The organism is Pseudomonas sp. MIS38, from assembly GCF_019891575.1.
GTDB lineage: Bacteria > Pseudomonadota > Gammaproteobacteria > Pseudomonadales > Pseudomonadaceae > Aquipseudomonas > Aquipseudomonas putida_A.
In genome coordinates this window covers 1-22,435 of the sequence record NZ_JAFLXF010000038.1, presented here as the reverse complement: position 1 = coordinate 22,435, position 22,435 = coordinate 1, and the positions used below count along the sequence as shown (strand labels likewise).

Sequence of the window (22,435 nt, the reverse complement as noted above, 5' to 3'; positions counted from 1 at the left end):
GTTTATCAGGAATGGGGGACGGACGGGGTTGGAGGCTGGTGGAGGTCTGTCTTCTTTGCTCAGTGATAGTGGATGCTTGGTAGTAAATAAATCTGACCTACGCAGTTGTCTGTTCTGTGGGCCATTTCTTACTCCTTTAACTCGTTGCAGGGAAATAGGTGTACTGGCTTCATTTTTTTGTGCGCGGATTTATTTTTGATAGTGTTTTTGGATTTCCTTCCAGATGTAGCCATATCTGAATTCAAGCCAGCGTATTAGTAATTTGTCCCGCTGTCGACGGAAGTTGCTTTTCTCTCTTGCCTTCAGCATTTCATTTATGTCAGTTTTCAAGTTTTCTAAATTGAATGCTGACCATATCATTGGAATCACCGTCTCAAGGTTCGTATGACAGACAGGTGCTACCTCATGATAGAGAATCCTCTTAATTTCGTCAGGATCGTAATCTTCCGTCTGACGCGCAATAGCTTCGTAATCAACTTCTGTATCAACAAAAGCGTCAGACAGCGCCCAATAGACGTAGGCGAGTTCCTTATTCGTCATCGAACGTTCCATGTCAAAAAAACTCCAGCTCTTCATCCAGACCTGTCAACAAATGAACCGGTGCCGACTTTATCAGACTTGCCTGGAACCATGCTTTGGGACAACGCCCTCAATTTAAACGGTTTAGATGCGTCCTGTTTAAAGTGTGGTTATCTGCACTACCTTAGCCCTACACCACCTTGCGCCTCCCCCTACACCTAAGACAGAATCCCCCGGCTTGTGCGTCTAGCTCGCGGGTTCTATCGTCCCTTCGTCACTGCAAACCAGTGATCGGGTTTGGTAGCCCGCTTCCGTCAGAAGCACAAGACTACTGTCTTGCGAGGGCGTTTCTCGTCTTCGTTTTATGGTGGTCATGCGCGGGGCGTCTTCGGATGCGCCGGGGTTCCTGACGACCGGTCTACCAACCTGCGTATGGCCTCCACCCTTCGTTTGGTAGCGAGAGTGATGGCTCCTTTTCGTTTATCCGTCAGGAGTTACACCATGTTCAAACCAACACCGAATCCCCCAGAAACCAACCCCGCATCCCCCTACGAATCCCTCGATTCCCGCAAACTCCACGAAGCCGCCGAGCGCGCCCTCGATCACTACCTCACCCCGGCCAGCCAGATCATGGCCAGCGGTGATCAATCCAGACCGATGTTCCTCGCCAACCCGGCCTACGACACCGAATCCCTGCTCGCCAACGCCAGTGAATCCTTGGGTTCCGCCACGACCATGCTCAACGATTTCGCCGCGTTGCTGGATGTCTCGCACCGCAAGACGCTGCTGGGCATTGCGCAGGTGGTGATGTTGGGGGAGTTGGCGGTGAATCAGGCGTTGGATAACGTCGAGCTCAAGGCGTAGATCGCTGCCCTCCGTGGCGAGCGGCGAGCTTGTGATCGCGGAGGGCGTTCTGTCGATGCGCAAAACAACCGCCCAAAATGGCGGTTTTCAGCCTGTTTTCGCAGCAATAGCGATGTGCCACAAAAAATGATGGCAATGCGTCATCACGCGATCAAAAAAGTTCAACGATTATACAAAAATATAAAGTTGTACAACTTTTCCCAAAATTTATAGCATCCGTTCCAACACCTTTGCTGAAACGATAAATCCAGTGTGAGTCCTGGATTTGTCCGCTGGTGCGTGGGCCGTCGGTACGGCTTTTCGCGTCAGGTTGTTGCAGCCGGGTCAGTGGAAGCTGCCCGTATTTCGCCCAGGACGACGACCCCGAATATGAGCGGTAACTCCGGTTATCAGAGATCTACTTTTTGTGCCTGACGCTGAGTCGTGTCAGGGCGTTAGAGGCTGAACATGGCAGAAGCATCGAATTTCCTGGGCAACATCAAGGTTTCCCGAAAGTTGGGGGCCGGGTTTGGCGTTCTTTTGCTGGCGGTGGGGGCGGTGGCCTTCATTGGCTATAGCAGCAGCAATGTGCTGGTTGATCGTTTGGACACCACGCGTCTGATCGGCACGCTCAACGATGCGACGCAGGATATGCGGCTGTCGGAGAAGCAGTACGAAGCGGCGGCGGATGTCGCTTATGCCGAGGCTTATCAGTCGCAGCTGACGGTGTTGCAAGGGCTGATCGCCAAGGCGTTGCAGACCCTGACGCGGGCGGAAAACCAGCAGGCCTTGAAGCGTTTGCAGGACACCACGCTGGCTTACGATCAGCAGGTCAAGCGTTTGGTCGAGGCGGACAAGGCGACCAGCGATGCGCTGAAACCGTTGGGCGCGATGTCGGACAAGTACGCCGAGACCTTCAACAGCATGTTCGAGAGCACCACGGCCAGCGCATTGGCATCTGCCGACAGCGCGCGTGTGGCGGACTTGCGCACGGTGGCGGATCTGCGCAATGGCATGACGATGTTTCGTCTGATGTTGCGGCGTTATATCGCCGTGCCGAGCGAGGCCAACAAGAAGGTGCTGCTGGACACCACCGATGCGTTTCTGGCCGACATGAGCAAGGCGCGCAGCGGTTTGCCGGCGGCTCTGTCGAGTCAGCTTGAAGAGGCGCAGGCCGGGATGCGCCGTTATCGTGAGGTGCTGGTGCAGGTCGCCGCGCTGTTCGAGCAGAAGCAGAGCCTGCGCCAGCAGGTGGATCAGCAGAGCCAGGCGATGGACAGCATCATGACCGGCCTGATGGACACGCAGCAGCGTCTGGCGCGGGACGATCAACAGCGTGCGTTTATCCAGATTGCCGTGCTGACCGTGCTGGCGCTGGTGGTCGGTCTGTTGGCTGCGGTGCTGATCTCGCGGCAGATCACCGGGCCGCTGGCGCTGACGGTGGAGCTGGCGCGACGGATTGCCAAAGGCGATCTGACGGTGCAAGCCAAATCCAGCCGCAAGGATGAGTTGGGCGATCTGCAAAACGCGATGCAGGACATGGCGCAAAGCCTGAACACGCTGGTGCAGGGGATCGGTAACGGCGTGACGCATATTTCGACATCGGCCGAGAAGCTCTCGGCGATGAGCGAGCAGACCAGCGCCGGCGTGCGCCAGCAGAAAGTCGAGGTGGATCAGGTCGCCACGGCGATGCACGAAATGGCCTCGACCGTGCAGGAGGTGGCGCGCAACACCACCGACGCATCCGCCGCCGCGACCCTGGCCGATCAGCAGGCACGCCACGGCAGTGCGGTGGTCAAGCAGGCGACCGTGCAGATCAGCGAACTGTCGGTGGCGATCGAAGACTTGGGCGCGGCGATGAACGTGCTGTCCCAGGACAGTGAGCAGATCGGCAAGGTCATCGATGTGATCAAGGCAGTCGCCGAGCAGACCAATTTGCTGGCGCTGAACGCGGCGATTGAAGCGGCGCGTGCGGGTGAGCAGGGGCGTGGTTTTGCCGTGGTTGCCGATGAAGTGCGCTCGCTGGCGCAGCGCACCCAGGATTCGACCAAGGAAATCGAAGCGCTGATTGTCACTTTGCAACAGGGCACTCAAGCGGCTTCGACACTGATGACATCCAGCCGTGAGCGTACGCTGGACACGGTGGTGCTGGCGCAGAAGGCCGAGCAGGCGATTACCGAGATCAACCATTCGATCGGCACGATCCAGCAAATGAGCCTGCAGATTTCCGCCGCCGCCGAGCAGCAAAGTGCGGTGGCCGATGAGATCAATCGCAGCATCGTCAGTGTGCGCGATGTGGCCGATCAGTCGGCCGTCGCCAGCGAAGAAAGCGCTGCCGCGACCATTGAGCTGGCATCGCTGGGGCAGGACCTGCAACGCATGACGGCGCATTTCCGCACCTGATGGCATTTCGCAATGAACTTGGCCGGAATTGACCGGTCAGCCTGTATAAGCGGGGGCCGCCAAGCGGCGCCACCCGGTCCGTGCAGTGATTTTTTTCTGGGCCATGGATGGTTGCAACCCGCTCTCAGGGGGCGTCATGACCAATACACCAATTTTCCCCCAGCCCAGCGGGGGGTGCCAAGGATGCCGGCAAAAAGGCGAGGCCGATATGGCGTTCTCCTTCGCGTTCCAGCCGATTGTCGATGTGCGTGATCAATCGACCTTCGCCCACGAGGCGCTGGTCCGGGGCGTGCAGGGCGAAGGGGCGCTTTCGGTTCTGCAGCAGGTCGATGACCAGAACCGCTATCGCTTCGATCAACTGTGCCGTGTGCGGGCGATCTCTACGGCAGCGCAGCTGGGGCTCACCGGGTTCCTCTCGATCAACTTCCTGCCGAACGCCGTTTATCGTCCGGACTTGTGCATTCGCAGCACGCTGGAGGCGGCGCGCGCGCATGCGTTTCCGCTTGAGCGGTTGATCTTCGAAGCGGTCGAGGGCGAGCACGTTGAAAGCAACAAGCACTTGATGAACATCCTGCGCGAGTATCGCGAGTTTGGTTTCAAGACGGCCATTGATGACTTCGGTGCGGGGTATTCCGGGCTGAATCTGCTGGCGGACTTTCAGCCGGATCTGATCAAACTGGACATGGCGCTGATTCGCGATATCCATCGCGACCGCGTACGCCAGGCGATTGTGCGTGGCGTGGTGGGCATGTGTGCCGAGTTGGGCGTCGAGGTGATTGCCGAGGGCATCGAGCACCCCGAGGAGCGGGATTTTCTCGCCGATTGCGGGATTTATCTGATGCAGGGTTTCTGGTTCGCCAAACCGGCGTTTGAGGCGATGGCGCAGATTCCGGTGGAGGCGTGGCAGCCGATTTGACGGCGGCTGGTCTTTGAGCCTGAGCCATCACGTTGAGGTGACGGCTCAGGCGTGCAGATTCAGCCAAACTGGCTCGCCGACTCAACTGCCGATTTCGTCTGCCTTGAGCGGGTCAACTGGTAAGCAATCGCCAACCAAACGAACCAACCCGGCATGACCATCAAGGCGATCCGCGTGTCAGGTCGCAATGCCAGCAGACACAGCACAAAGCCTAGAAATGCCAGGGAAAACCAGGCCATCGGTACGCCGCCGGGCATCTTGTAAGCCGACTTCGCATGCAGGTCCGGGCGTTTTTTGCGATAGGCAATGTAAGACGCGAGGATGGTCGACCAGGTGAAAATCACCAGAATCGCCGACACGGTGGAGACGATGGTGAAGGCGGTCATCACTTCCGGCACGATGAACAGTACCAGCACCCCAATCAGCATCAGCAGTGTGGTGAACGCCAGACTCAGCAGCGGCACGCTGTTTCCTGACAGTCGCCGGAAGATGCCCGGAGCGTTTTGCTGGTTGGCCAGGCCGAACAGCATGCGGCTCGACGAAAACACTCCACTGTTGGCCGATGATGCCGCCGATGTCAGGACCACGAAGTTGACGATACCGGCGGCCGCGGGAAACCCAGCCACGAGAAACAGTTCGACAAAGGGGCTCTTGACCGGAGACACCTGCTGCCACGAGGTCACGGCAATAATGCAGGTCAGTGCCAGCACGTAGAACAGGATGATCCGCAGCGGAATCGAGTTGATGGCCTTGGGCAAGGTCTTCTCTGGAGATCGGGTTTCAGCGGCGGCGGTGCCGATCAACTCGGTGCCGGCGAAGGAGAAAATTGCCATCTGAAATCCGGCGAAGAAGCCGAACAAGCCGTTAGGGAAGGCCGCCTGTTTATCCACCAGGTGACTCAGGGATGCGGTGACGCCACTCGGGGACACGAAGGACGTGGCAATCAGCACGGTGCTGACGCCGATCAAGGTCACGACAGCAATGATTTTTATGATCGCGAACCAGAATTCCACCTCACCGAACAGCCTGACCGTCAGCACATTCAGCGCAAACAACGTCGCCAGCATGCCGACGGCGGGTATCCACGCCGGTACCTCGGGGAACCAGTACTGGAAGAATCCACCGACCACGACGGCATCGCCGATCACCGCCACGCTCCAGCTCAACCAATACGACCAGCCGAGAAAAAATGCCGCGCGCGGGCCGAGGTAGGCGCCGGCAAAGTCGGCAAAGGTTTTGAAGTTCAGGTTGGACAGGAGCATTTCGCCCATGGCGCGCATGACGAAAAAAACGAACAGACCGATGATCATGTAGATGAGGATAATCGACGTCCCGGAGAGGGCGATGATTTTCCCTGAGCCCATGAACAGGCCCGTACCGATGGCACCGCCCATGGCCATTAACTGGATGTGACGATTGCTGAGCGTGCGCTGCAGCGCGGGCTGTTCAAGCAGCCCGGAAGGATTCGATTTCATCGCAAAACCTCTTGATTTTATGTTTTTGAGTTTTGGCAGAAAGTAGGTGTCGAGCGTTCTTGTTAGAGAGGCAGCGGCTAATCACAGCGATGCCTGGAGAGTGAATGGCCCCCTCGCAAAATCGCTTGGGGCGGCCCTTACTGCTTAACTGACGGTGCGCAGACGTGAGGCTGTTGCCGGTTGCGGCTCCAGCAACTGGAAGAGATTTTTGATGTTGGCCGGCGTCGGTACCAGGTGGATGCGCTGGCCGATTTGCTGTTGCTGAGCCAGGTCGTTGAGGTAGCGCAGTGACGAAAAATCTTCCAGAGCAAAGCCCACCGAATCAAAGACCGTCACCTGCGTATCGCTCTCGCGGCCGCGAACTTCGCCCTGCACAATCCGGAAAAACTCGACCACTGGAGAGTCGGCCTCCAATTGCTGAATGTCGCCTTCAATGCGTGTTTGCGGCTCGAATTCGACGATGACCCGGGCGTTGCGCAGGATGTCGGCGTGCAGTTCGGTTTTACCCGGGCAGTCGCCGCCGACCGCATTGATATGCATGCCGGGTTCGATCATTTCGGGCGTGAGAATCGTTGCGTAGGCTTTGTCGGCGGTGACTGTGGTGACGATATGCGCACCCTTGACCGCGTCCTTTACCGAGTCGGCCAGAATCACTTCGATCTGCGGAAACGCCGCCAGGTTGTGCTTCAACTTGAGCGAAGCGTCGCGATCAATATCGAAGATGCGGATTTCGCTGATGCCCAACATTTCATGAAAGGCGAGCGCCTGAAACTCACTCTGCGCACCGTTGCCGATGATCGCCATCGAGGTCGCACCCGGGCGAGCCAGCGACTGCGCAACCAGTGCCGAGGTGGCAGCGGTGCGCACGGCGGTGGTCAATGTCAGTTCGCTGAGCAGGGTCGGATAGCCACTCTGCACATCGGCCAGCAGCCCGAAGGCCATGACCGTCAGTAAATTCTGCTGACCGTTGTCCGGATGGCCGTTGACGTATTTGAACGAGTACTGCTGGCCATCGTCGGTGGGCATCAGCTCGATCACGCCGTCTGCCGAGTGGTTGGCCGTGCGCGGCGATTTATCAAATTGCGCCCAGCGTGCGTAGTCCGCTTCGATGTAGCTCGCCATGTCGCGGATGGCCCGGCGGATGCCGACCTGGGTGAACAGGCGTGCAGCATCATCGACATCAATAAAAAGCGTCATGTTGTTGTTCTCCGATTCAGTCATTCAAAGGCCGCAGAGCGGGGATGGTTCAGCTGCGTTTACTCTCGAAACCATGCAGCACGTTCACCGCATTGATGCCGATTTCATCGACCATGTAGCCGCCTTCCATCACGAACAGGGTGGGGCAGCCGACACTGGCGATCAGCGTCCCGATGCCGATGAAGTCCTCGCTTTCCAGCAGGAAGTGGCTGATGGGGTCATCCTTGAACGTGTCGACACCCAGGGATATCACCAGCACTTCAGGTGCGAACTGCTGGAGCTTTTTGCAGGCGTGGAGCAGGGCGTTGCGGTAGCTCTCCCACGTGGTGTTTTTCGGCAGCGGGTAGTTGAGGTTGTAACCCTCGCCGACACCCGCGCCGACTTCGTGGCTGTAACCTGAAAAGTACGGGTAGGACACCGCAGGTTCACCGTGCAGCGAGACGAACATGACGTCGCTGCGCTGGTAGAAAATGTTCTGGGTGCCGTTGCCGTGGTGGAAGTCGACGTCGAGCACCGCGACACGCTTGGCGCCTTGGGTGATGGCCTGTTGCGCGGCAATCGCGGCGTTATTGAGGTAGCAATAACCGCCCATGTATTCGCGCGCAGCGTGATGGCCGGGCGGGCGGCACAGGGCAAAGGCGCTGTCGTGGCCTTCATCGATCAGTGCGAGTCCGGTGAGGGCGATATCCGCGCTGGTTTTCACCGCTTGCCAGGTCGTGGCGGTGATGGGCGAACCGGCATCCATGGCATAGAAGCCGAGCTTGCCGTCGATGAACGTTGGCACTTGCTCGTTGCCCAGATCGCGTACCGGCCAGACCAGGGGCAAGGCATCGTGCGTGCGTCCGGTTGCGCACCATTCGGTCCAGGCACTTTCCAGAAAACTGACGTAGCGCTCACTGTGTGCGTTGACGTAGCACGAGCGGTCAAACGCACGCGGTTCGACGATTTGCCCCAGGCCGACCTGTTTGACGCGGTTGTGCACGGTATCGGCCCGACTCGGTTGTTCGAATGACGGCTTGAGCACGCCGTCCTTCAATTCGGTGCCATGGTGCAAACGGTGGGAATCACTGAAAACTGTAAACATTCTGCGCATCCGTTAATGTGAGCCAGTGCAAATATTCTGTTCCGGCTGACCTGCGCTTTCTTTGCTTTGTTTTCTTGATTCAGTAGATTAATCGGGCGTTATTACTCAGGATTGGCGTCATGCAGAAAAAATTATCCAAACGCATCAGTCTCGACGAGACCGACCTGGCGATTCTTGAGTTGTTGCAGGAAGACGCCAGTATTTCCAACGCTGAACTCAGTGAGCGGCTGTCGTTGAGCCTTACGCCTTGCTGGCGGCGGCGCAAAAGAATGGAGGAGGCCGGGGTGATCAAGGGCTATCAGGCCAACCTTGATCGGCGAATGCTCGGGCTGGACATCATGGCGTTCGTGCACATCCGTTTTTCCACCCACGCCGATCTCGCGCCGGACGCCTTCGAGTCGGTGATTGCGCAACTGCCCCAGGTGCTGTCCTGTCACAAGATCACCGGCGATGCCGATTATGTGTTGCAGGTGCTGGCCGAGGATCTGGATAGCTACAGCGATTTCATCGAGCAGGTGCTCAGGCGCCAAGTCGGGATTGCGTCCATCCAGTCCAGCCTGGCGTTGCGTGAGGTCAAGACCAGTAGCCGTATTGCGATACCCAGACCGGGAAGGGAATGAGCGGGCCGGGGGCGTTTTTCCAATGGGGTGACAGAATCTTTTGCGGCGTTGTCGGCAGACCAGCCGATTGCCGCAGCCCTGGATTCTGAACCCGCGCTGTCGATCAGCAAAATTTCATCTTGCCGGGCGCCGCTTAGGCCTAGGATGCTTGCACAAGATCATCCCAAGGGGAGCCGTATGATGCGCACCAATGTCGTCAAAGTGCTGTTGATCGCTGCAGCTGTCTCGGTATTGAGTGCCTGTTCGGGCTCCGGTGGGCTGACCACCACCAGTTGTTTCTCCTCGGATTGCCAATCGCCGGAGGGTCGCACAAATGCAACGACCCTCAAATTCGGCGGTAACAGTATTGGTAGCAGCTTGAACCAGTACAGCTCCGGGATGTTGCACAACGATTGATAGAAATAGAACCTGAACCTGTGGCGAGGGGATTTATCCCCGATGGGTTGCGAAGCAACCCCCGCTTTTAAAACAGCGGACTGCTGCGCAGCCCAGCGGGAGCAAGCTCCCTCGCCACAAATGTTTGTGCCTGGAAGATTACTGCGGCAGCGCCAGCCACTCACCAATGACCTTCTGATAACTGCCAGTGACTTTGCTCAGATGCAGCCACTGATCAACGTACAGTTTCCAGCTGATGTCATCGCGCGGCAGCAGATAGGCTTTCTCCCCATACTGCATGTACTGGTGCGGATTCACCGCGCACAAACCCGGTTTGAGTTTCTGCTGATACAGCGCTTCCGAGGCGTCGGTGATCATCACGTCGGCCTTGTTATCGAGCAGTTGCTGGAAGATCGTCACGTTGTCGTGCAGGGCCAGTTGCGCCTTGGGCAGGAACGCGTGGACGAAAGCCTCGTTGGTGCCGCCTGCCGGTTCAACCAGCCGTACGTTGGGCTGGTTGATCTGCTCGATGGTCTGGTATTTGGACTGATCGGCACAACGCACCAGCGGGATCTTGCCGTCGCTGTCGAGGGTGTTGCTGAAATAGGCCTTTTTCTGCCGCTCCAGCGTCACCGAAATCCCGCCCATGCCGATGTCGCACTTGCCGGCCTGCATGTCCGGCATCAGGGTTTTCCAGGTGGTTTGCACCCACTCGACTTTCACCCCGAGGCTGTCGGCCAGCGAGCGCGCCATGGCGATGTCGATGCCCTCGAAGTCGCCGTCGCTGCGTTTGAAGGTGTAGGGCTTGTAGTCGCCAGTGGTGCAGACGCGCAACTGGCCTTGTTGCTGGATGATGTCGAGGTGTGACGGTTGCTCGGCGGCCTGAGCGCTGAAATTCAGCGCCAGCAATGAACCGAGCAAGAGCAGTTTTTTATTGATGGGCATGTCTGTCGGGCTTCAAAGGGATCGGAGCGAGAAGTTAACCACGTTCTCGGCGCTGATCCCTATGGTCAGTTCGCTGTCAGAGGCCGAGACCTTCCTGCACCACCTGCAACAGATTGTTCTCCGTCAGCGCAATCGCATCCAGTTCCTGCCCGGTTTCCACCGTTTGCAGCCACCAATGGCTTTCGTGATGTTCATCGACGGTGCGCAACAGATAGGTGTTGCGCTCGGGCAGGGTGATCTGCACGCGGCCGGCGCCGTCTTCAGTAAACCGGGCGATGGGATCAAAGGTCAGGGTTTGCTGGTTGGCTTCGATCAGCAGTTGGTCGATCGCGTAATGGTGGCTTTCGCCATCCGGTGATCTCTCGCAAACGTGGGTTGGATTGCGGCGGATTTTCAGGCCGACTTCGGTGACGGGTTGCAGCCAGCCCTCGATGCGGTGGTACAGATCGTAGACCTGCGCCGGCCAGCAATCGATCTCCAGCGCGGCATCCGCATGGGTGTGCCGGGTTTGCTTGAGTTTGGCGGCGAGTTCGTCTGCTTTACTCATTTCGGATCCCTTGGTTTGATGTCTGCCTGTTAATCGTAGACCGTTCAACGGGGTGTGGCGTTGCCTTGCGTCATGCGCTTGCAACACAAGCATGGCGAAATCAGCGCTGGCCAAGTCTGGTCAGCATCAAAAACCACGGACGCAGGCGTCCCAAGGAGCGGGTACATGAAAAAGCTGTTTACAATTCTGGCGCTGATCGCGCTGACGGCCGGTAGCATCGGCCTGAGTTCGGCGCGTCAGTCGAACGCCAGCAAGGTACAAACGGAAGCGGTAGCGGGGCAGTTCGATTACTACCTGCTGACGCTGTCCTGGTCGCCAACGTTCTGCCTCACCCACAAAGATGACGTGCAATGCTCCGGCAAGGGCTACGGCTTCGTGCTGCACGGCTTGTGGCCGCAATACGCCAACGGCGGCTGGCCGGAGTCCTGCCCTCCACTGACCACGTTGTCGGCCGCGGAAACAACCAAGGGCCTGACACTGTTCCCGACCAGGAAACTGCTTGACCACGAATGGTCCAAGCACGGCACTTGCAGCGGTCTGGGCGCGATGGGTTATCTGGACGAGGCGGACAAAGCAGTTGGCGCGGTGAAAATCCCGCAGGAGCTGCAACCGTTCAGCAGCTCGTATTACTTCGAAGCCCAGGAAATCGCCGACCTGTTCCGCAAGGCCAACCCGGGGATCCCGGCCAATGGCATCGCGGTGATCTGCAGCGGCCCGGAACTCTCGGAAGTGCGGGTGTGCATGGGCAAGGATCTGCAGTTCGGCGCGTGCGGCAAGGGCGTGAAGACGCAGTGCCGGGCGGGGGATATTCGGGTGCCGCCGTCGCGTTGATGTGAGTGGTTGCACGAATGAAAAAGGCGCCTCGATCGGGCGCCTTTTTTTGCCTGGAGGTTTGAAGCACCCGGAAAATTCACGCATGCTTGCGCCCCCCAAAGGATGACCCGTAACACTGCAAGGAGCTGTTCATGAGCGGAAAACCCGCCGCCCGCGTCACCGATCCAACCGCCTGTCCACTCCCGGGACATGGCACCAATCCGATTGCCAGTGGCTCGCCGAATGTGAATTTCGACGGCTTGGCGGCTGCCCGAATGACCGATAAATCAGCGTGCGGCAGCCCGATTACTGGCGGCGTTTCCTCGACGGTGTTTATCAATGGCTTAAACGCCGCGACCCTGGACAGCACCGGTGGGCACGGCAATGTGGTCATTGGCGGGTCGGGCACGGTCATCATTGGTGACACGGTAACAGCGGCACCTTTCAGTGGATTGCTGCCGATGCCGGTGCATTTCACGGACAAATTGAAACTGGTCAATGACGTGACCGGTGAGCCCATGACCAATCATCCCTACGTGATCCAGCGCGCAGACGGGCGTCTGGAGCACGGGGTGTCTGACGCTAACGGGTTCACCCACGAAGTCAGCTCGCACCTGCCTGAAACCATCAAGCTGTTTTTGGAGGAGTGAGCATGGCCGCTGAAACAGTAACGTGCGCGAAAGGCAACAATTACAAGTTGCACAAGGAACATGCGCTGACGGACAAGAAGGATGTCAGTGACAAGCCTGTGCCGGTGGAGAGTACCAAGGCGATTGTTGTTTTCGTCGGAGGCGCTGGGGATAAGGAACGTTATTATTTTTCGGGGCCTTATGGAAACATCCAAGAGGCACGGAAGGACTTTGATGAGCGCACGACAAGCTTGGCAAAGGAGGGTAAATATAAGTCTGAGTGGCTGGGCTATAACGAAGTCAGAGGAAAACAGGATATTCAGCGACATGTCTTGAGTCTGATCCCCTACAAGAGCTGTCCTGTCTATATCGTGGGTCATAGCCTCGGTGGGTGGAACGGTGCGCATCTGACAAAGATCATGTCGGAATGGGGTTACCGGATTCAGATGCTGATTACCCTTGATCCCGTGGGTGAAGGGGCCCTGGTCTGGTTGGGGTCGGATATTTATCGCGAACGCCCCGATCCAATTGCTGCCGACTGGATCAACATCAAAGCGATGCCAACTAAAAGAGATTCGTCAGATGGGGTCGCTGATTTTGGTGAAAAGTGGCTTATCTCCTGTGGCCCTTCATTGAACGTCAATATAGACACTAATCATGCAAATGCATTGGGGTTGTTTACTGCCCGTATCGCGGGGAGCAAATCGGCAGCCGATATGCTTTTTGACTCAATCATGAAGGATTTTCCATGATGTACAGGGTGCTCATTTGTTGCTTGCTCGCTATTTGCTCAGGTTGTGCGAAAGACCACACAAAGCCTCCCGCAAACCTGAGCTTCGAATCTGTGGAAAGAGAAAAGTCGCTGCTATACATCATCCGGTATCAGTCGGACGTTGATGTGTTGGATCTTTTTGATCGCGGGGAGCGAGTTGGGATGATTTCGGGCATGCTTCATTGCGCATTGGCGGATGATCATGATTTCTCAGTAGGCAAAGCCATACAGTTCTCCGCATCCGGTTTGATACGATCGGAAAAAAATGAAAACAACAAGGGAAAGTTTTCCTACCTTACTCGCGCATTCCTCAGTGAAACTTCCAGCAACCGAAGTTCTGAGAGAAATCTTTCAGTAATAGAACTGAATCAACTCCTCGCGAACAAACAACAAATCCCCTGCAAAGTCGTCGTCACCGCGTACGGCTACAAACCCTACTACTCAAACACCATGAACCTGCCAGTCGCGGATCTGCTGCGCGAAATCAACAAACCCCGATAGCCGTCATCGCTGCCCTGCGCAGATACGCGAGGGCGATCACCCGCAAAACCACCACTGAAAATAAATCGACGTGCGGAGGTCATCCAAATCCCTTGCGCGCCGATACAGCGGGGCAGGCGTGTGTTGGCGGGGCGGGTTTGCTGTGCGCACCCCGCTGGGCTACGCTCATGAAAAGTAAGGGTTTCGGGCTGCGGCCCCTGTCGTACCTGCCCAGGACACGTTTTTGCCAATCCCCATTCACGACCCGCATCAGACTCCCGGCACGCTTAAACGCCTGCCGCTGCGCAAGGCGGCAGCGCTGTTCATCGTTGCGGTGTGCCTGTGCCTGTCCGGCTTGCTCTATCTGCAACTGGAGCAGACACGGCGTCAGGACCTGGCGAACGCGCAGATCGCTTCCACCAACCTGACCCGAGCCATGGCGCAGCAGGCGGAAGACACGTTTCTGGCCGCCGACCTTGTGCTCACCAGTCTTGCCGATTGGGTTGAGGACGATGGTTATGGCGCCGCGCAGCGACCACGTCTGCAAAAAACCTTCGCGCGTCGGGTGCAGCAACTGGAGCAGTTGCACGGCATGTTCCTCTTCGATCGCGAGGGCCAGTGGGTGATCACCTCGTTCCCGGACCTGCCCCGTGGCAAGGGTGTGGCCGACCGCGAGTACTTCAGGTTTCACCAACAGAACGTTTCTACCGTGGCGCACATCGGCCCGGCGATTCGCAGCCGCGAGAATGGCGAGTGGATCATCCCGATCTCGAAACGCATCAACGACCGCGCCGGCAATTTCCAGGGCGTGCTGATGGCCGGGATCAAGATGGCGTACTTCGACCGGTTCTTCAAAAGCTTCAGCCTCGATGACAACGGCATCATGTTTCTCGGACTCAAGGACGGCACGTTGCTGGCGCGGCGACCGTTCGACGAAGGCCTGATCGGCTCGTCGCTGGCGCGAGGCAGGATCTACCAGAAGCTGCTGCCCGAAGCCCCGGCCGGCACTGCGATGATCAAGTCGGTGGTCGACGGCGTGGTGCGCTTGTACGGCTACCGCCAGTTGGCGGCTTATCCGCTGGTGGTAGCGTCCGCCTCTTCGCGCGACACGATTCTCAAGGGTTGGTATGAGCGGGCCTTTCAGTCCAGCGTGATTGTGGCGCTGGTGATTCTCGGCGTCGGCCTGTTCGGCTGGGTGTTCATTCATCAGGTGCGTGACGGCGAGCGAATCGAGAAAAACCTGCGCAAGGCACAGCGCACACTGGAGCAGATCGCGACCCACGACAGCTTGACGGGGCTGGCGAATCGGCGCCTGTTCGAGCGTTCGCTGGAGATTGAGTTTGCCCGCGGTGCCCGACAGTCGAGTCCGGTCGGCCTGATCATGCTCGATATCGATTTCTTCAAGCGCTACAACGATGCCTACGGGCACGTGGCAGGGGATCACTGCCTGACTCAGGTGGCGCAGGTGTTGAAGAATTGCTGCCAGCGCAAGGCTGATCTGGCGGTGCGTTACGGTGGCGAGGAGTTTGCGGTGTTGCTGCCGGACACCGACATAAATGGCGTACTGGCGATCGCCGGGCAGATTCGCCGCAGTGTGATGGATAAACGCATTACTCACAGCGGTTCGCCCACCGGATACCTGACGGTCAGTCTGGGTTGCTACTCATTTATTCCGAGCGGCAATGACAGCCTTGAAGTGTTTATCCAGCGTGCTGATGCGGCGTTGTATCAGGCAAAAAATGCCGGGCGCAATCGCGCGGCGGTGTTGTCGCTGGAGGAGGGTGTTGCCGAGTTGATGCGGTCGGATCGCTAAAGCCTCCGCGCTTGATCTGTGGCGAGGAATCGGATTCCAGCGCCACAGATTCATGCCTTCATGCCGGATCACCAGCGGTCACGCTTGTTCGTTCAGCTGCCTGTGCCACCACCGGCACCGCCAGTTCCGCCGCCGGCCGAACCAGTGCCGCCCCCCGCTCCCGATCCAGAACCCATGGTGCCACTGTTGGTGCCGGTACCCTTGCCGGCGCCATCGGTACTGTCACCGTTTTTCGGAGCGCCGGGGGTGCTGTTGGGTGGCATGTTGGTGCCGCTTGTAGCACCGGATTTGGTGCCGGAGGCATCCGCCCCGTCATTGGCGGCAAAGGCGCCGACCGAGGCGGTGGCCAGCAGCCCGGCGAGCAACAGGGAAGTCAGTTTGCGCGTTGTCATGGTACGTCTCCCAAAAAGGTTCGGTTACCTGACTTTGGTCTGACGGCCGCAGCTGTTGGTGCCGATTGGCTGACGGGCGGTTGTCGAGCCTCAGCCTCGATCCTCAGCCAGTTTCTGCTCCAGCACCTGCCGCACCTGCGGCCACTCGTCATCGATGATGCTGAAACGCACCGAGTTACGCTTGCGGCCGTCGGGCATGATCCGCTCGTGGCGCACGATGCCTTCCTGTTGCGCACCGAGGCGCAGAATCGCGTTGCGCGACTTCTGGTTGTTCTCGTCGGTGGTGAACTGCACTCGCACGCAGTCGAGCACCTCGAAAGCGTGACGCAACATCAGGTATTTAGCTTCAGTGTTGACGAAGGATTTCTGCCAGCGTGCCGAGATCCAGCTGCTGCCGATTTCCAGCTTGCGATTGAGCGGGTCGATCTTCCAGAACCGGGTCGAGCCGATCACTTCGCCGCTATCCTTCAACACGATCACAAACGGCATGACCGTGCCGGCATCACGGCCGTCGAGGGCTTTTTTCAGATAGCTGTCGATGGTGCTCGCCGACGGCACCACAGTGACGGTGAGGTTCCACAGTTCGCCGTCGGCGGCAGCGCGGAGCAGGGCGTCGGTGTCGCTGTACTGAAGTGGACGCAGGAGGATGCGCGGGCCTTGCAGCGTGGTGAGCATGGAGGCGAGTCTCGGCAGTTCGGGGCAGTGACGAGCGCCTATTACGCCGCAGCCGGTTGATCCGATGCAACCACCGCCGTTAGCACAGGGTCACAAATTTCACACCTTGTTCGCCGGAGCCTGGACGATGAAAAACCTGCGGATCGCCACATTCAACGTCAACGGCCTGCGCGCACGCCTGCCGAACCTGCTGGCGTGGCTCAAGCGCGAGCAACCGGACATCGCTTGCCTGCAAGAGCTCAAGTCAGTCGACAGTGCATTCCCGGCCGCCGAACTGGAATCCGCCGGCTATGGCGCGATCTGGCACGGGCAGGCGTCGTGGAACGGCGTGGCGATTCTCGCTCGCGATGCGCAGCCGCTGGAGAGTCGCCGCGGTCTGCCGGGCGATCCCGAGGACAAGCACAGCCGTTATCTGGAGGCGGCGGTGCACGGTGTGTTGGTCGGCTGCCTGTACCTGCCCAACGGCAACCCGCAGCCGGGGCCGAAGTTCGACTACAAACTGGCCTGGTTCGAACGCTTGATCCGCTACGCCAAGGATTTGCAAAGCAGCGATCATCCGGTGGTGCTGGCCGGTGATTACAACGTGGTGCCCACCGATATGGACATCTATAACACCCGGTCCTGGCTCAAGGATGCGCTGCTGCAACCCGAAAGCCGCGAGTGTTATCAACGGCTGCTTGATCAGGGCTGGACTGATTCGCTGCGCCATCTGTATCCCGACGATCGCCTCTACACCTTCTGGGATTACTTTCGCCAGCATTGGCAAACCAACTCCGGTCTGCGCATCGATCATCTGCTGCTCAACCCGGCACTCAGCCCGTATCTGCACGAGGCCGGCGTCGACGCCTGGGTGCGCAACGAACCGCACGCCAGCGACCATGCGCCGACCTGGATTCGCATCGGTTCGCGCAAGCGTCGGTAGCGCTGATTGGCGAAATCAATTGTCGGAGTCGGGGCTCGATCCCGTATACATGTCGGCCAGCGGCGCAACGATCCGCGGCCACATGCAAAAGGACTGAGCAATGAGCGAGCCACGTCTGGCGAATCCGACGTTGTACCTGCAACACCTGGGGTTCGACATTCCACCGCCCCCCACACTGACAACCCTGCGGCAGTTGCAGTTGCGCCACACCGGCGTCTTTGCCTTCGAGAACCTGTCGACGATCACTGGCGCGCCGGTGCTGATCGATCTGGCCTCGGTCGAACAAAAGGTTCTCCACGGTGGCCGGGGTGGTTACTGCTACGAACTGAACAATCTGTTTCTGGCGTTATTGCTGGAGCTGGGCTTCGACGCCCGTGGCATCTCCGGGCGTGTGGTGCTGGCGCAACCCGAAGGCACGTGGACGGCGCGTACCCACCGCTTGAGCCTGGTAATCATCGATGGCGAGCGCTACATCACCGACGTCGGCTTTGGCGGTATGGTGCCGACCGCGCCGCTGCTGCTCGATACCGAGGCTGAACAGGCGACGCCGCACGAGTCCTATCGCATCGAGAAACAGGCCGATGGTTACATGCTGCGCGCCAATGTCGCCGGCGAATGGCGCGCGATGTACCTGTTTGATCTGCAACGCCAGGAAGACATCGATTACACGCTCGGCAACTGGTACGTCTCGACCCATCCCGAGTCACCGTTCGCCAAACGGCTAATGGTTGCGCGCACTGGCGATGGCTGGCGGCGGACCCTGAACAACGGCAGCTTCGCGATTCATCACATGGGCGCCGACAGCGAGCGGCGCGAGGTGGCGGATGTCGATGAACTGCTTGAAGTGCTGGAGCAGGAATTCGGCCTGCGCGTGCCTGACCAGCCGCATGTGCGCCAGTCGCTGGCGCGGATGCTTGTACCGGCCTGATCTCAGGGCTTGGCCTCCGGTTCCAGTACCCGGCGGATTTCCCCGACCGCCGCCGACAGCTTTTTTTCCAGACTCTTGAGGTCGGCGGCGGTGATGCCTTTCTTGAATTGCCCGGAGTGGTGCGGCTCGACGTCCTGCGTTTTGCTGCCAGCCTCCAGCAGGGTATGGCGCAGAGTGTTGTTGATCACCGTCTGATAACCGAAGCCTTCGTTTTCCGCCACGCTGCGGGCGGCTTCGATGACGGCGTCATCGAGCATGATGGTGATGCGGGTCTTGCCCTTGGTGGGCGCCAAGGCTCCCCGTTTGCCCTGCGAGAAGTCGTATTCGTCTTTCATCGTTCAAGCCTCCTGAAAATAAGCGCAACGCTCGCTCGGTGTGGCGACACGTGCAGAAATGATTCGTACGACGTTGGCTTCGCGATAACTGTACGCAACCACCAGCAAACGTCCTTTGCCATCGAGACCGAGGGTGATCCAGCGCTGTTCGTCATGGTCGTTGTCCTCGATCGTCAGCGCGCGTTCGTCGTGAAAGACCGGCTCGGTCTCGGCAAGGCTGACGCCCCTGTGCTTGAGTTTGTTGGCTGCGTTCTTGCTTTTGTCGTACTGAATTTCGAATGACTTCATTATGCATACTTTATATGTATAAAAAAGAGCGCCGGTGCACCGCTGGTCGCCATGAATAATTCAGCCTAGTGCGATAAGAACCGGGGGCAGGAAGGGATGTGTTGCCGGATTTGTGGGAGATGGAGGTGGCGAGATAGAAGCTTGGGTGGCTACCGATCCATTATGTGACTGACAAGTTGTATACAACTCTATGGACATTTGTCCCGAGTATTGAATACAGTGTGCGCATAACAAAAACCAGGGAACCCCCCACATGAAAACGCCCCATGTTTCACACCAACGGCCCGAGGACGAAAATCTCGGGGTCGGCGCGAATATGGCTTACGGCCTGCAACATGTTCTGACCATGTACGGCGGTATCGTTGCGGTGCCGCTGATCATCGGCCAGGCGGCCGGGCTGTCGCCGGCGGACATTGGTTTGTTGATTGCTGCTTCATTGTTTGCGGGGGGGCTGGCGACACTGCTGCAAACCCTGGGTCTACCGTTTTTTGGCTGTCAGTTGCCGCTGGTGCAGGGCGTGTCGTTCTCCGGTGTGGCGACCATGGTCGCGATCGTCAGCAGTGGCGGGGAGGGCGGCTTCCAGTCGGTGCTGGGCGCGGTGATTGCCGCGTCGTTGATCGGCTTGCTGATCACCCCGGTGTTCTCGCGAATCACCAAGTTTTTCCCACCGCTGGTAACCGGCATCGTGATCACCACCATCGGCCTGACGCTGATGCCGGTGGCCGCGCGTTGGGCCATGGGGGGCAACAGCCACGCGCCGGACTTCGGCAGCATGCAGAACATCGGTCTGGCGGCGGTGACGCTGGTGCTGGTGTTGCTGCTGAGCAAGGTCGGCAGCTCGACCATCTCGCGTCTGTCGATCCTGTTGGCCATGGTGATCGGCACGATTCTGGCGGTGTTCCTCGGCATGGCGGATTTCTCCAGTGTTACCCAAGGGCCGATGTTCGGCTTCCCGACGCCGTTCCACTTCGGCATGCCGACCTTCCACTTCGCCGCGATCCTGTCGATGTGCATCGTGGTCATGGTGACGCTGGTGGAAACCTCGGCGGACATTCTGGCGGTCGGTGAGATCATCGGCACCAAGGTCGACTCCAAGCGCCTGGGCAACGGTCTGCGCGCGGACATGCTGTCGAGCATGTTTGCGCCGATCTTCGGTTCGTTCACCCAGAGCGCCTTCGCGCAGAACGTCGGGCTGGTGGCGGTGACCGGGATCAAGAGCCGTTATGTGGTGGCTACCGGGGGGATCTTTCTGGTGATTCTCGGTCTGCTGCCGTTCATGGGCCGGGTGATCGCTGCGGTGCCGACCTCAGTGCTGGGCGGCGCCGGTATCGTGCTGTTCGGTACGGTGGCGGCGAGCGGGATTCGCACGTTGTCGAAGGTCGATTACCGCAACAACGTCAACCTGATCATCGTCGCCACCTCGATCGGCTTCGGCATGATCCCGATTGCCGCGCCGAACTTCTACGATCATTTCCCGAGCTGGTTCGCGACCATTTTCCATTCAGGCATCAGCTCCTCGGCGATCATGGCGATTGTGCTGAACCTGACCTTCAACCACTTTACCGCCGGCAACTCGGACCAGCAGTCGGTTTTCGCCGCAGCGGAAGAGCGCACCCTTCGTTATCGCGACCTGGCGGCGCTGCGTGAAGGCGATTACTTCAGCGACGGCAAGCTGCACGATTGCGATGGCAAGGAAGTGCCGGTGATCGAGCCTGATGAACACGATCATGGGCATGGCGCGCCGAAGGTGCAGGCGAAGAGTGGCGAGCATGTCTGAGCGCTGACGGCATGAAAAAGGCCGATCTGTTGTGAGACAGATCGGCCTTTTCGTTTGGTTGATGATGAATATGCTCACCCCGATGGGCGATGTTGGGTGATCGATGATGAGCACGACGTTATTTGGCTTTCCATTCTGGTGGCCAAGGGCAGTCGAATTGGCAGATGAGGCTCGATAACAGATGGGTGTCGAGGCGGTTGCGACCTGCGCGACCGTTCATCGGAAACCCACTCCGACCTGATAGTTCTGACAGTAGCCAAAGTCTTCTATTACTCCCTTAATAACTTCGTCGTCCAACCAATCGATGGAGTTCTACCATGTCATCTACATCGCTAAAACCCCGCGTCGAAGACTTCAAGTCTTATCCAGTGGGTGGAAAAATCTCAGAGTCTGTTGAATTGCTCGAGGGGAAACACACTGAAGCGAGGGTTTTTATCACCATGGGATTGTCTGACAATAATTGTACAGTGACCCCTGAGCCGAGTTTGAAGGCCGAACTGTATGGCCAAGGGAGAGAGGACTACTTTGGGTACGGCTTGACACTGAAAGAGGGGAGTGCCACGAGTGCAAAACTCATCGGCCACGTGTCTTTCCCATCCAGAATGATTATCTATAGGGATTTACTATTGGAAGGGAAGCAATTGGAAGGAGAATCTCTAAAACTATTCGAAGGCGAAGGTGATTTCAAATTTAATGAAAGTATCACCCCAAAAAACGGCAAAGACTTTGATGAAGTAAGATTGCAGATGACGACTACGATTGAAGGTGTGAAGACCTACAGTTTCACGTTGCGTACAATCTCCTTCACACTCAAAGACAATCACCCTTCAAAAAAAGCATCACTGACGTGAAAACCCGTAATCCACGCCCTAGTGCCTCTTTTTGATGGGCAGGTGCTTAGTATTTGCGCCTAAAGCTAGTGTATTTTCGATGAACTGAAGTGAACACGGGAGGTTATTGGCCGGGGTAACGCGTTCCCACGAAAGTGTTACCCCGATCAATTGACCCGAGCACAGCTATATCCGAAAACGCACCTCCATTACTCAAAACATATGCCGGCCAATTCTTGGACTGCAAAAAAATAATCTGGAATAAAGCGGGATAAGGGGACGAATTTATTTAATAGACTCACGCCTACAAGGCATCTTTGCCGAGCACTTAACCCGTGACCAACGCAGATCCACTGTGGGAGCGGGCTTGCTCGCGAAGAGGCCAGAACTGCTGTCGGCTACTCCTTTGGAACCACATTATCCAGCGCCTGATTCACCGCCAACTCTCCCAGCATCGCTACTGGGCGATGCCCTACACCGTGTTGCGACTCGACCCGTCAAGCGCACCAGCGAAATCGAGGTCAGGGATTCGCAGGCGTTGGCCAGCAGGGATTCGGTGTCGGTTTGTGGGTTGACCATGAACATGCTGCTTGGCGTGTAAGGCGTCGCCATGATTTGCGCGGACGCGAGGTAGTGGTCGAGGGCGCGTTCGGCGGCTAACGACTCGCAGGCTTCGACGAGCAAGGTATCTTCGTCCGCGGAGGGAGCGATGAGTGCCCACCCGCAATCACCCCAGCCCCCCGACCGTTCATCGCAAATACCTCCTTACCTGTAATTTCTGACAGTAGCCAGAGCCGTCATCTTCAGCGCTGAATAACTCCATGCCCTTTGTCTCCCGACAGTTCGCTTGGAGTTCC

The 22,435-nt window shown here is 58.0% G+C and carries 24 protein-coding genes and 2 pseudogenes; 15 read left to right on the top strand and 11 right to left on the bottom strand.

The genetic code is table 11. The annotated features are described in order from the left end of the window. Positions 1 to 189: 189 nt before the first annotated feature. A complete protein-coding gene (locus J1G18_RS27185; RefSeq protein WP_246881825.1) occupies positions 190 to 552 on the bottom strand; it encodes a hypothetical protein in 363 nt (120 codons plus the stop codon). 468 nt (positions 553 to 1,020) lie between these two features. Here J1G18_RS27185 and J1G18_RS27180 point away from each other — a divergent pair, with 468 nt between their 5' ends. The 4 genes and pseudogenes from J1G18_RS27180 to J1G18_RS27170 all read left to right on the top strand — a co-directional run bounded on the left by J1G18_RS27180 (position 1,021) and on the right by J1G18_RS27170 (position 4,681). Next, a complete protein-coding gene (locus J1G18_RS27180; RefSeq protein ID WP_047293169.1) occupies positions 1,021 to 1,383 on the top strand; it encodes a DUF6124 family protein in 363 nt (120 codons plus the stop codon). A gap of 447 nt (positions 1,384 to 1,830) precedes the next feature. Beyond that, positions 1,831 to 2,907, top strand: a pseudogene (locus tag J1G18_RS28535) (methyl-accepting chemotaxis protein); the annotation flags it as partial. Beyond that, the gene (locus tag J1G18_RS28530) at positions 2,893 to 3,765 is read left to right on the top strand and encodes a methyl-accepting chemotaxis protein (protein ID WP_410477721.1); all 873 of its coding nucleotides are present in this window, start codon (positions 2,893 to 2,895) and stop codon (positions 3,763 to 3,765) included. The pseudogene J1G18_RS28535 and the gene J1G18_RS28530, both read left to right, overlap by 15 nt. A 136-nt stretch (positions 3,766 to 3,901) precedes the next feature. Further along, the gene (locus J1G18_RS27170) at positions 3,902 to 4,681 is read left to right on the top strand and encodes an EAL domain-containing protein (RefSeq protein WP_135296221.1); all 780 of its coding nucleotides are present in this window, start codon (positions 3,902 to 3,904) and stop codon (positions 4,679 to 4,681) included. 59 nt (positions 4,682 to 4,740) lie between these two features. On the opposite strand, the gene J1G18_RS27165 is transcribed toward J1G18_RS27170, so the two are convergent. The 3 genes from J1G18_RS27165 to J1G18_RS27155 form a co-directional block, all read right to left on the bottom strand. Then, positions 4,741 to 6,156 carry an amino acid permease gene (locus tag J1G18_RS27165; RefSeq protein WP_098964680.1) on the bottom strand — a complete coding sequence of 472 codons (1,416 nt, stop codon included), beginning with the start codon at positions 6,154 to 6,156 and terminating at the stop codon, positions 4,741 to 4,743. Between the two features lie 144 nt (positions 6,157 to 6,300). Next, positions 6,301 to 7,353, bottom strand: coding sequence for an ornithine cyclodeaminase (locus tag J1G18_RS27160; protein ID WP_223009445.1), 1,053 nt, complete (start codon positions 7,351 to 7,353; stop codon positions 6,301 to 6,303). Between the two features lie 49 nt (positions 7,354 to 7,402). Further along, a complete protein-coding gene (locus J1G18_RS27155; RefSeq protein WP_135296218.1) occupies positions 7,403 to 8,437 on the bottom strand; it encodes a histone deacetylase family protein in 1,035 nt (344 codons plus the stop codon). Between the two features lie 119 nt (positions 8,438 to 8,556). On the opposite strand from J1G18_RS27155, the gene J1G18_RS27150 reads away from it, so the two are divergent. Both J1G18_RS27150 and J1G18_RS27145 read left to right on the top strand, forming a co-directional pair. Further along, positions 8,557 to 9,057 (top strand): Lrp/AsnC family transcriptional regulator, encoded by a 501-nt coding sequence (locus J1G18_RS27150; RefSeq protein ID WP_223009443.1) that lies wholly within the window; start codon positions 8,557 to 8,559, stop codon positions 9,055 to 9,057. A gap of 180 nt (positions 9,058 to 9,237) precedes the next feature. Continuing rightward, a complete protein-coding gene (locus tag J1G18_RS27145) occupies positions 9,238 to 9,453 on the top strand; it encodes a hypothetical protein (protein WP_098968434.1) in 216 nt (71 codons plus the stop codon). Between the two features lie 138 nt (positions 9,454 to 9,591). Here the strand turns inward: J1G18_RS27145 and J1G18_RS27140 are convergent, their stop codons facing one another. Both J1G18_RS27140 and J1G18_RS27135 read right to left on the bottom strand, forming a co-directional pair. After that, positions 9,592 to 10,377, bottom strand: coding sequence for a transporter substrate-binding domain-containing protein (locus J1G18_RS27140; RefSeq protein WP_223009441.1), 786 nt, complete (start codon positions 10,375 to 10,377; stop codon positions 9,592 to 9,594). Between the two features lie 76 nt (positions 10,378 to 10,453). Further along, positions 10,454 to 10,924 (bottom strand): hypothetical protein, encoded by a 471-nt coding sequence (locus tag J1G18_RS27135; RefSeq protein ID WP_223009440.1) that lies wholly within the window; start codon positions 10,922 to 10,924, stop codon positions 10,454 to 10,456. 165 nt (positions 10,925 to 11,089) lie between these two features. Between J1G18_RS27135 and J1G18_RS27130 the strand changes: the two genes are divergently transcribed. The 5 genes from J1G18_RS27130 to J1G18_RS27110 all read left to right on the top strand — a co-directional run bounded on the left by J1G18_RS27130 (position 11,090) and on the right by J1G18_RS27110 (position 15,431). Further along, on the top strand, positions 11,090 to 11,755 hold the full coding sequence (locus J1G18_RS27130) for a ribonuclease T2 (protein WP_097088630.1): 666 nt from the start codon (positions 11,090 to 11,092) through the stop codon (positions 11,753 to 11,755). 134 nt (positions 11,756 to 11,889) lie between these two features. After that, positions 11,890 to 12,387: a PAAR domain-containing protein gene (locus tag J1G18_RS27125; protein WP_098964676.1), complete on the top strand. Its 498-nt coding sequence runs from the start codon at positions 11,890 to 11,892 to the stop codon at positions 12,385 to 12,387. Positions 12,388 to 12,389: 2 nt separating this feature from the next. Next, complete coding sequence (locus tag J1G18_RS27120; protein ID WP_098964675.1) at positions 12,390 to 13,118, top strand: alpha/beta hydrolase; 729 nt, start codon at positions 12,390 to 12,392, stop codon at positions 13,116 to 13,118. Continuing rightward, positions 13,115 to 13,639, top strand: coding sequence for a hypothetical protein (locus tag J1G18_RS27115; RefSeq protein WP_139055566.1), 525 nt, complete (start codon positions 13,115 to 13,117; stop codon positions 13,637 to 13,639). Before J1G18_RS27120 ends, J1G18_RS27115 begins: the two co-directional genes overlap by 4 nt. Positions 13,640 to 13,862: 223 nt before the next feature. After that, a complete protein-coding gene (locus J1G18_RS27110; protein ID WP_223009438.1) occupies positions 13,863 to 15,431 on the top strand; it encodes a sensor domain-containing diguanylate cyclase in 1,569 nt (522 codons plus the stop codon). Positions 15,432 to 15,523: 92 nt separating this feature from the next. On the opposite strand, the gene J1G18_RS27105 is transcribed toward J1G18_RS27110, so the two are convergent. Continuing rightward, entirely contained in the window at positions 15,524 to 15,823 is a 300-nt protein-coding gene (locus tag J1G18_RS27105) for a hypothetical protein (protein WP_096796939.1), read from the bottom strand. Positions 15,824 to 15,913: 90 nt separating this feature from the next. Then, entirely contained in the window at positions 15,914 to 16,498 is a 585-nt protein-coding gene (locus J1G18_RS27100) for a GNAT family N-acetyltransferase (protein WP_134786882.1), read from the bottom strand. A gap of 127 nt (positions 16,499 to 16,625) precedes the next feature. Here J1G18_RS27100 and xth point away from each other — a divergent pair, with 127 nt between their 5' ends. Next, complete coding sequence (gene xth, locus J1G18_RS27095) at positions 16,626 to 17,420, top strand: exodeoxyribonuclease III (protein WP_223009435.1); 795 nt, start codon at positions 16,626 to 16,628, stop codon at positions 17,418 to 17,420. A gap of 100 nt (positions 17,421 to 17,520) precedes the next feature. After that, positions 17,521 to 18,348 carry an arylamine N-acetyltransferase family protein gene (locus J1G18_RS27090; RefSeq protein ID WP_139055562.1) on the top strand — a complete coding sequence of 276 codons (828 nt, stop codon included), beginning with the start codon at positions 17,521 to 17,523 and terminating at the stop codon, positions 18,346 to 18,348. 2 nt (positions 18,349 to 18,350) lie between these two features. On the opposite strand, the gene J1G18_RS27085 is transcribed toward J1G18_RS27090, so the two are convergent. Both J1G18_RS27085 and J1G18_RS27080 read right to left on the bottom strand, forming a co-directional pair. Next, positions 18,351 to 18,683: a BrnA antitoxin family protein gene (locus J1G18_RS27085; RefSeq protein ID WP_115989355.1), complete on the bottom strand. Its 333-nt coding sequence runs from the start codon at positions 18,681 to 18,683 to the stop codon at positions 18,351 to 18,353. 3 nt (positions 18,684 to 18,686) lie between these two features. After that, the gene (locus J1G18_RS27080; RefSeq protein WP_103484283.1) at positions 18,687 to 18,971 is read right to left on the bottom strand and encodes a BrnT family toxin; all 285 of its coding nucleotides are present in this window, start codon (positions 18,969 to 18,971) and stop codon (positions 18,687 to 18,689) included. A gap of 253 nt (positions 18,972 to 19,224) precedes the next feature. On the opposite strand from J1G18_RS27080, the gene J1G18_RS27075 reads away from it, so the two are divergent. Together J1G18_RS27075 and J1G18_RS27070 are read left to right on the top strand one after the other, a co-directional pair. Continuing rightward, positions 19,225 to 20,748, top strand: a complete 1,524-nt coding sequence (locus J1G18_RS27075; protein ID WP_223009433.1) for a nucleobase:cation symporter-2 family protein — start codon at positions 19,225 to 19,227, stop codon at positions 20,746 to 20,748. A 317-nt stretch (positions 20,749 to 21,065) separates the two neighbouring features. Continuing rightward, positions 21,066 to 21,599, top strand: a complete 534-nt coding sequence (locus tag J1G18_RS27070) for a hypothetical protein (protein ID WP_223009431.1) — start codon at positions 21,066 to 21,068, stop codon at positions 21,597 to 21,599. A gap of 377 nt (positions 21,600 to 21,976) precedes the next feature. Here J1G18_RS27070 and J1G18_RS28175 read toward each other — a convergent pair. Further along, a pseudogene (locus J1G18_RS28175) lies at positions 21,977 to 22,235 on the bottom strand (DUF6124 family protein); the annotation flags it as partial. Positions 22,236 to 22,435 lie beyond the last annotated feature (200 nt).

What these genes read in the sequence shown, in the direction of transcription:
- J1G18_RS27185 (WP_246881825.1), bottom strand. Translation starts at nt 552, where the DNA reads ATGGAACGTTCGATGACGAATAAGGAACTCGCCTACGTCTATTGGGCG.
- J1G18_RS27180 (WP_047293169.1), top strand. Translation starts at nt 1,021, where the DNA reads ATGTTCAAACCAACACCGAATCCCCCAGAAACCAACCCCGCATCCCCC.
- J1G18_RS28530 (WP_410477721.1), top strand. Translation starts at nt 2,893, where the DNA reads ATGCAGGACATGGCGCAAAGCCTGAACACGCTGGTGCAGGGGATCGGT.
- J1G18_RS27170 (WP_135296221.1), top strand. Translation starts at nt 3,902, where the DNA reads ATGACCAATACACCAATTTTCCCCCAGCCCAGCGGGGGGTGCCAAGGA.
- J1G18_RS27165 (WP_098964680.1), bottom strand. Translation starts at nt 6,156, where the DNA reads ATGAAATCGAATCCTTCCGGGCTGCTTGAACAGCCCGCGCTGCAGCGC.
- J1G18_RS27160 (WP_223009445.1), bottom strand. Translation starts at nt 7,353, where the DNA reads ATGACGCTTTTTATTGATGTCGATGATGCTGCACGCCTGTTCACCCAG.
- J1G18_RS27155 (WP_135296218.1), bottom strand. Translation starts at nt 8,437, where the DNA reads ATGTTTACAGTTTTCAGTGATTCCCACCGTTTGCACCATGGCACCGAA.
- J1G18_RS27150 (WP_223009443.1), top strand. Translation starts at nt 8,557, where the DNA reads ATGCAGAAAAAATTATCCAAACGCATCAGTCTCGACGAGACCGACCTG.
- J1G18_RS27145 (WP_098968434.1), top strand. Translation starts at nt 9,238, where the DNA reads ATGCGCACCAATGTCGTCAAAGTGCTGTTGATCGCTGCAGCTGTCTCG.
- J1G18_RS27140 (WP_223009441.1), bottom strand. Translation starts at nt 10,377, where the DNA reads ATGCCCATCAATAAAAAACTGCTCTTGCTCGGTTCATTGCTGGCGCTG.
- J1G18_RS27135 (WP_223009440.1), bottom strand. Translation starts at nt 10,924, where the DNA reads ATGAGTAAAGCAGACGAACTCGCCGCCAAACTCAAGCAAACCCGGCAC.
- J1G18_RS27130 (WP_097088630.1), top strand. Translation starts at nt 11,090, where the DNA reads ATGAAAAAGCTGTTTACAATTCTGGCGCTGATCGCGCTGACGGCCGGT.
- J1G18_RS27125 (WP_098964676.1), top strand. Translation starts at nt 11,890, where the DNA reads ATGAGCGGAAAACCCGCCGCCCGCGTCACCGATCCAACCGCCTGTCCA.
- J1G18_RS27120 (WP_098964675.1), top strand. Translation starts at nt 12,390, where the DNA reads ATGGCCGCTGAAACAGTAACGTGCGCGAAAGGCAACAATTACAAGTTG.
- J1G18_RS27115 (WP_139055566.1), top strand. Translation starts at nt 13,115, where the DNA reads ATGATGTACAGGGTGCTCATTTGTTGCTTGCTCGCTATTTGCTCAGGT.
- J1G18_RS27105 (WP_096796939.1), bottom strand. Translation starts at nt 15,823, where the DNA reads ATGACAACGCGCAAACTGACTTCCCTGTTGCTCGCCGGGCTGCTGGCC.
- J1G18_RS27100 (WP_134786882.1), bottom strand. Translation starts at nt 16,498, where the DNA reads ATGCTCACCACGCTGCAAGGCCCGCGCATCCTCCTGCGTCCACTTCAG.
- xth (WP_223009435.1), top strand. Translation starts at nt 16,626, where the DNA reads ATGAAAAACCTGCGGATCGCCACATTCAACGTCAACGGCCTGCGCGCA.
- J1G18_RS27090 (WP_139055562.1), top strand. Translation starts at nt 17,521, where the DNA reads ATGAGCGAGCCACGTCTGGCGAATCCGACGTTGTACCTGCAACACCTG.
- J1G18_RS27085 (WP_115989355.1), bottom strand. Translation starts at nt 18,683, where the DNA reads ATGAAAGACGAATACGACTTCTCGCAGGGCAAACGGGGAGCCTTGGCG.
- J1G18_RS27080 (WP_103484283.1), bottom strand. Translation starts at nt 18,971, where the DNA reads ATGAAGTCATTCGAAATTCAGTACGACAAAAGCAAGAACGCAGCCAAC.
- J1G18_RS27075 (WP_223009433.1), top strand. Translation starts at nt 19,225, where the DNA reads ATGAAAACGCCCCATGTTTCACACCAACGGCCCGAGGACGAAAATCTC.
- J1G18_RS27070 (WP_223009431.1), top strand. Translation starts at nt 21,066, where the DNA reads ATGTCATCTACATCGCTAAAACCCCGCGTCGAAGACTTCAAGTCTTAT.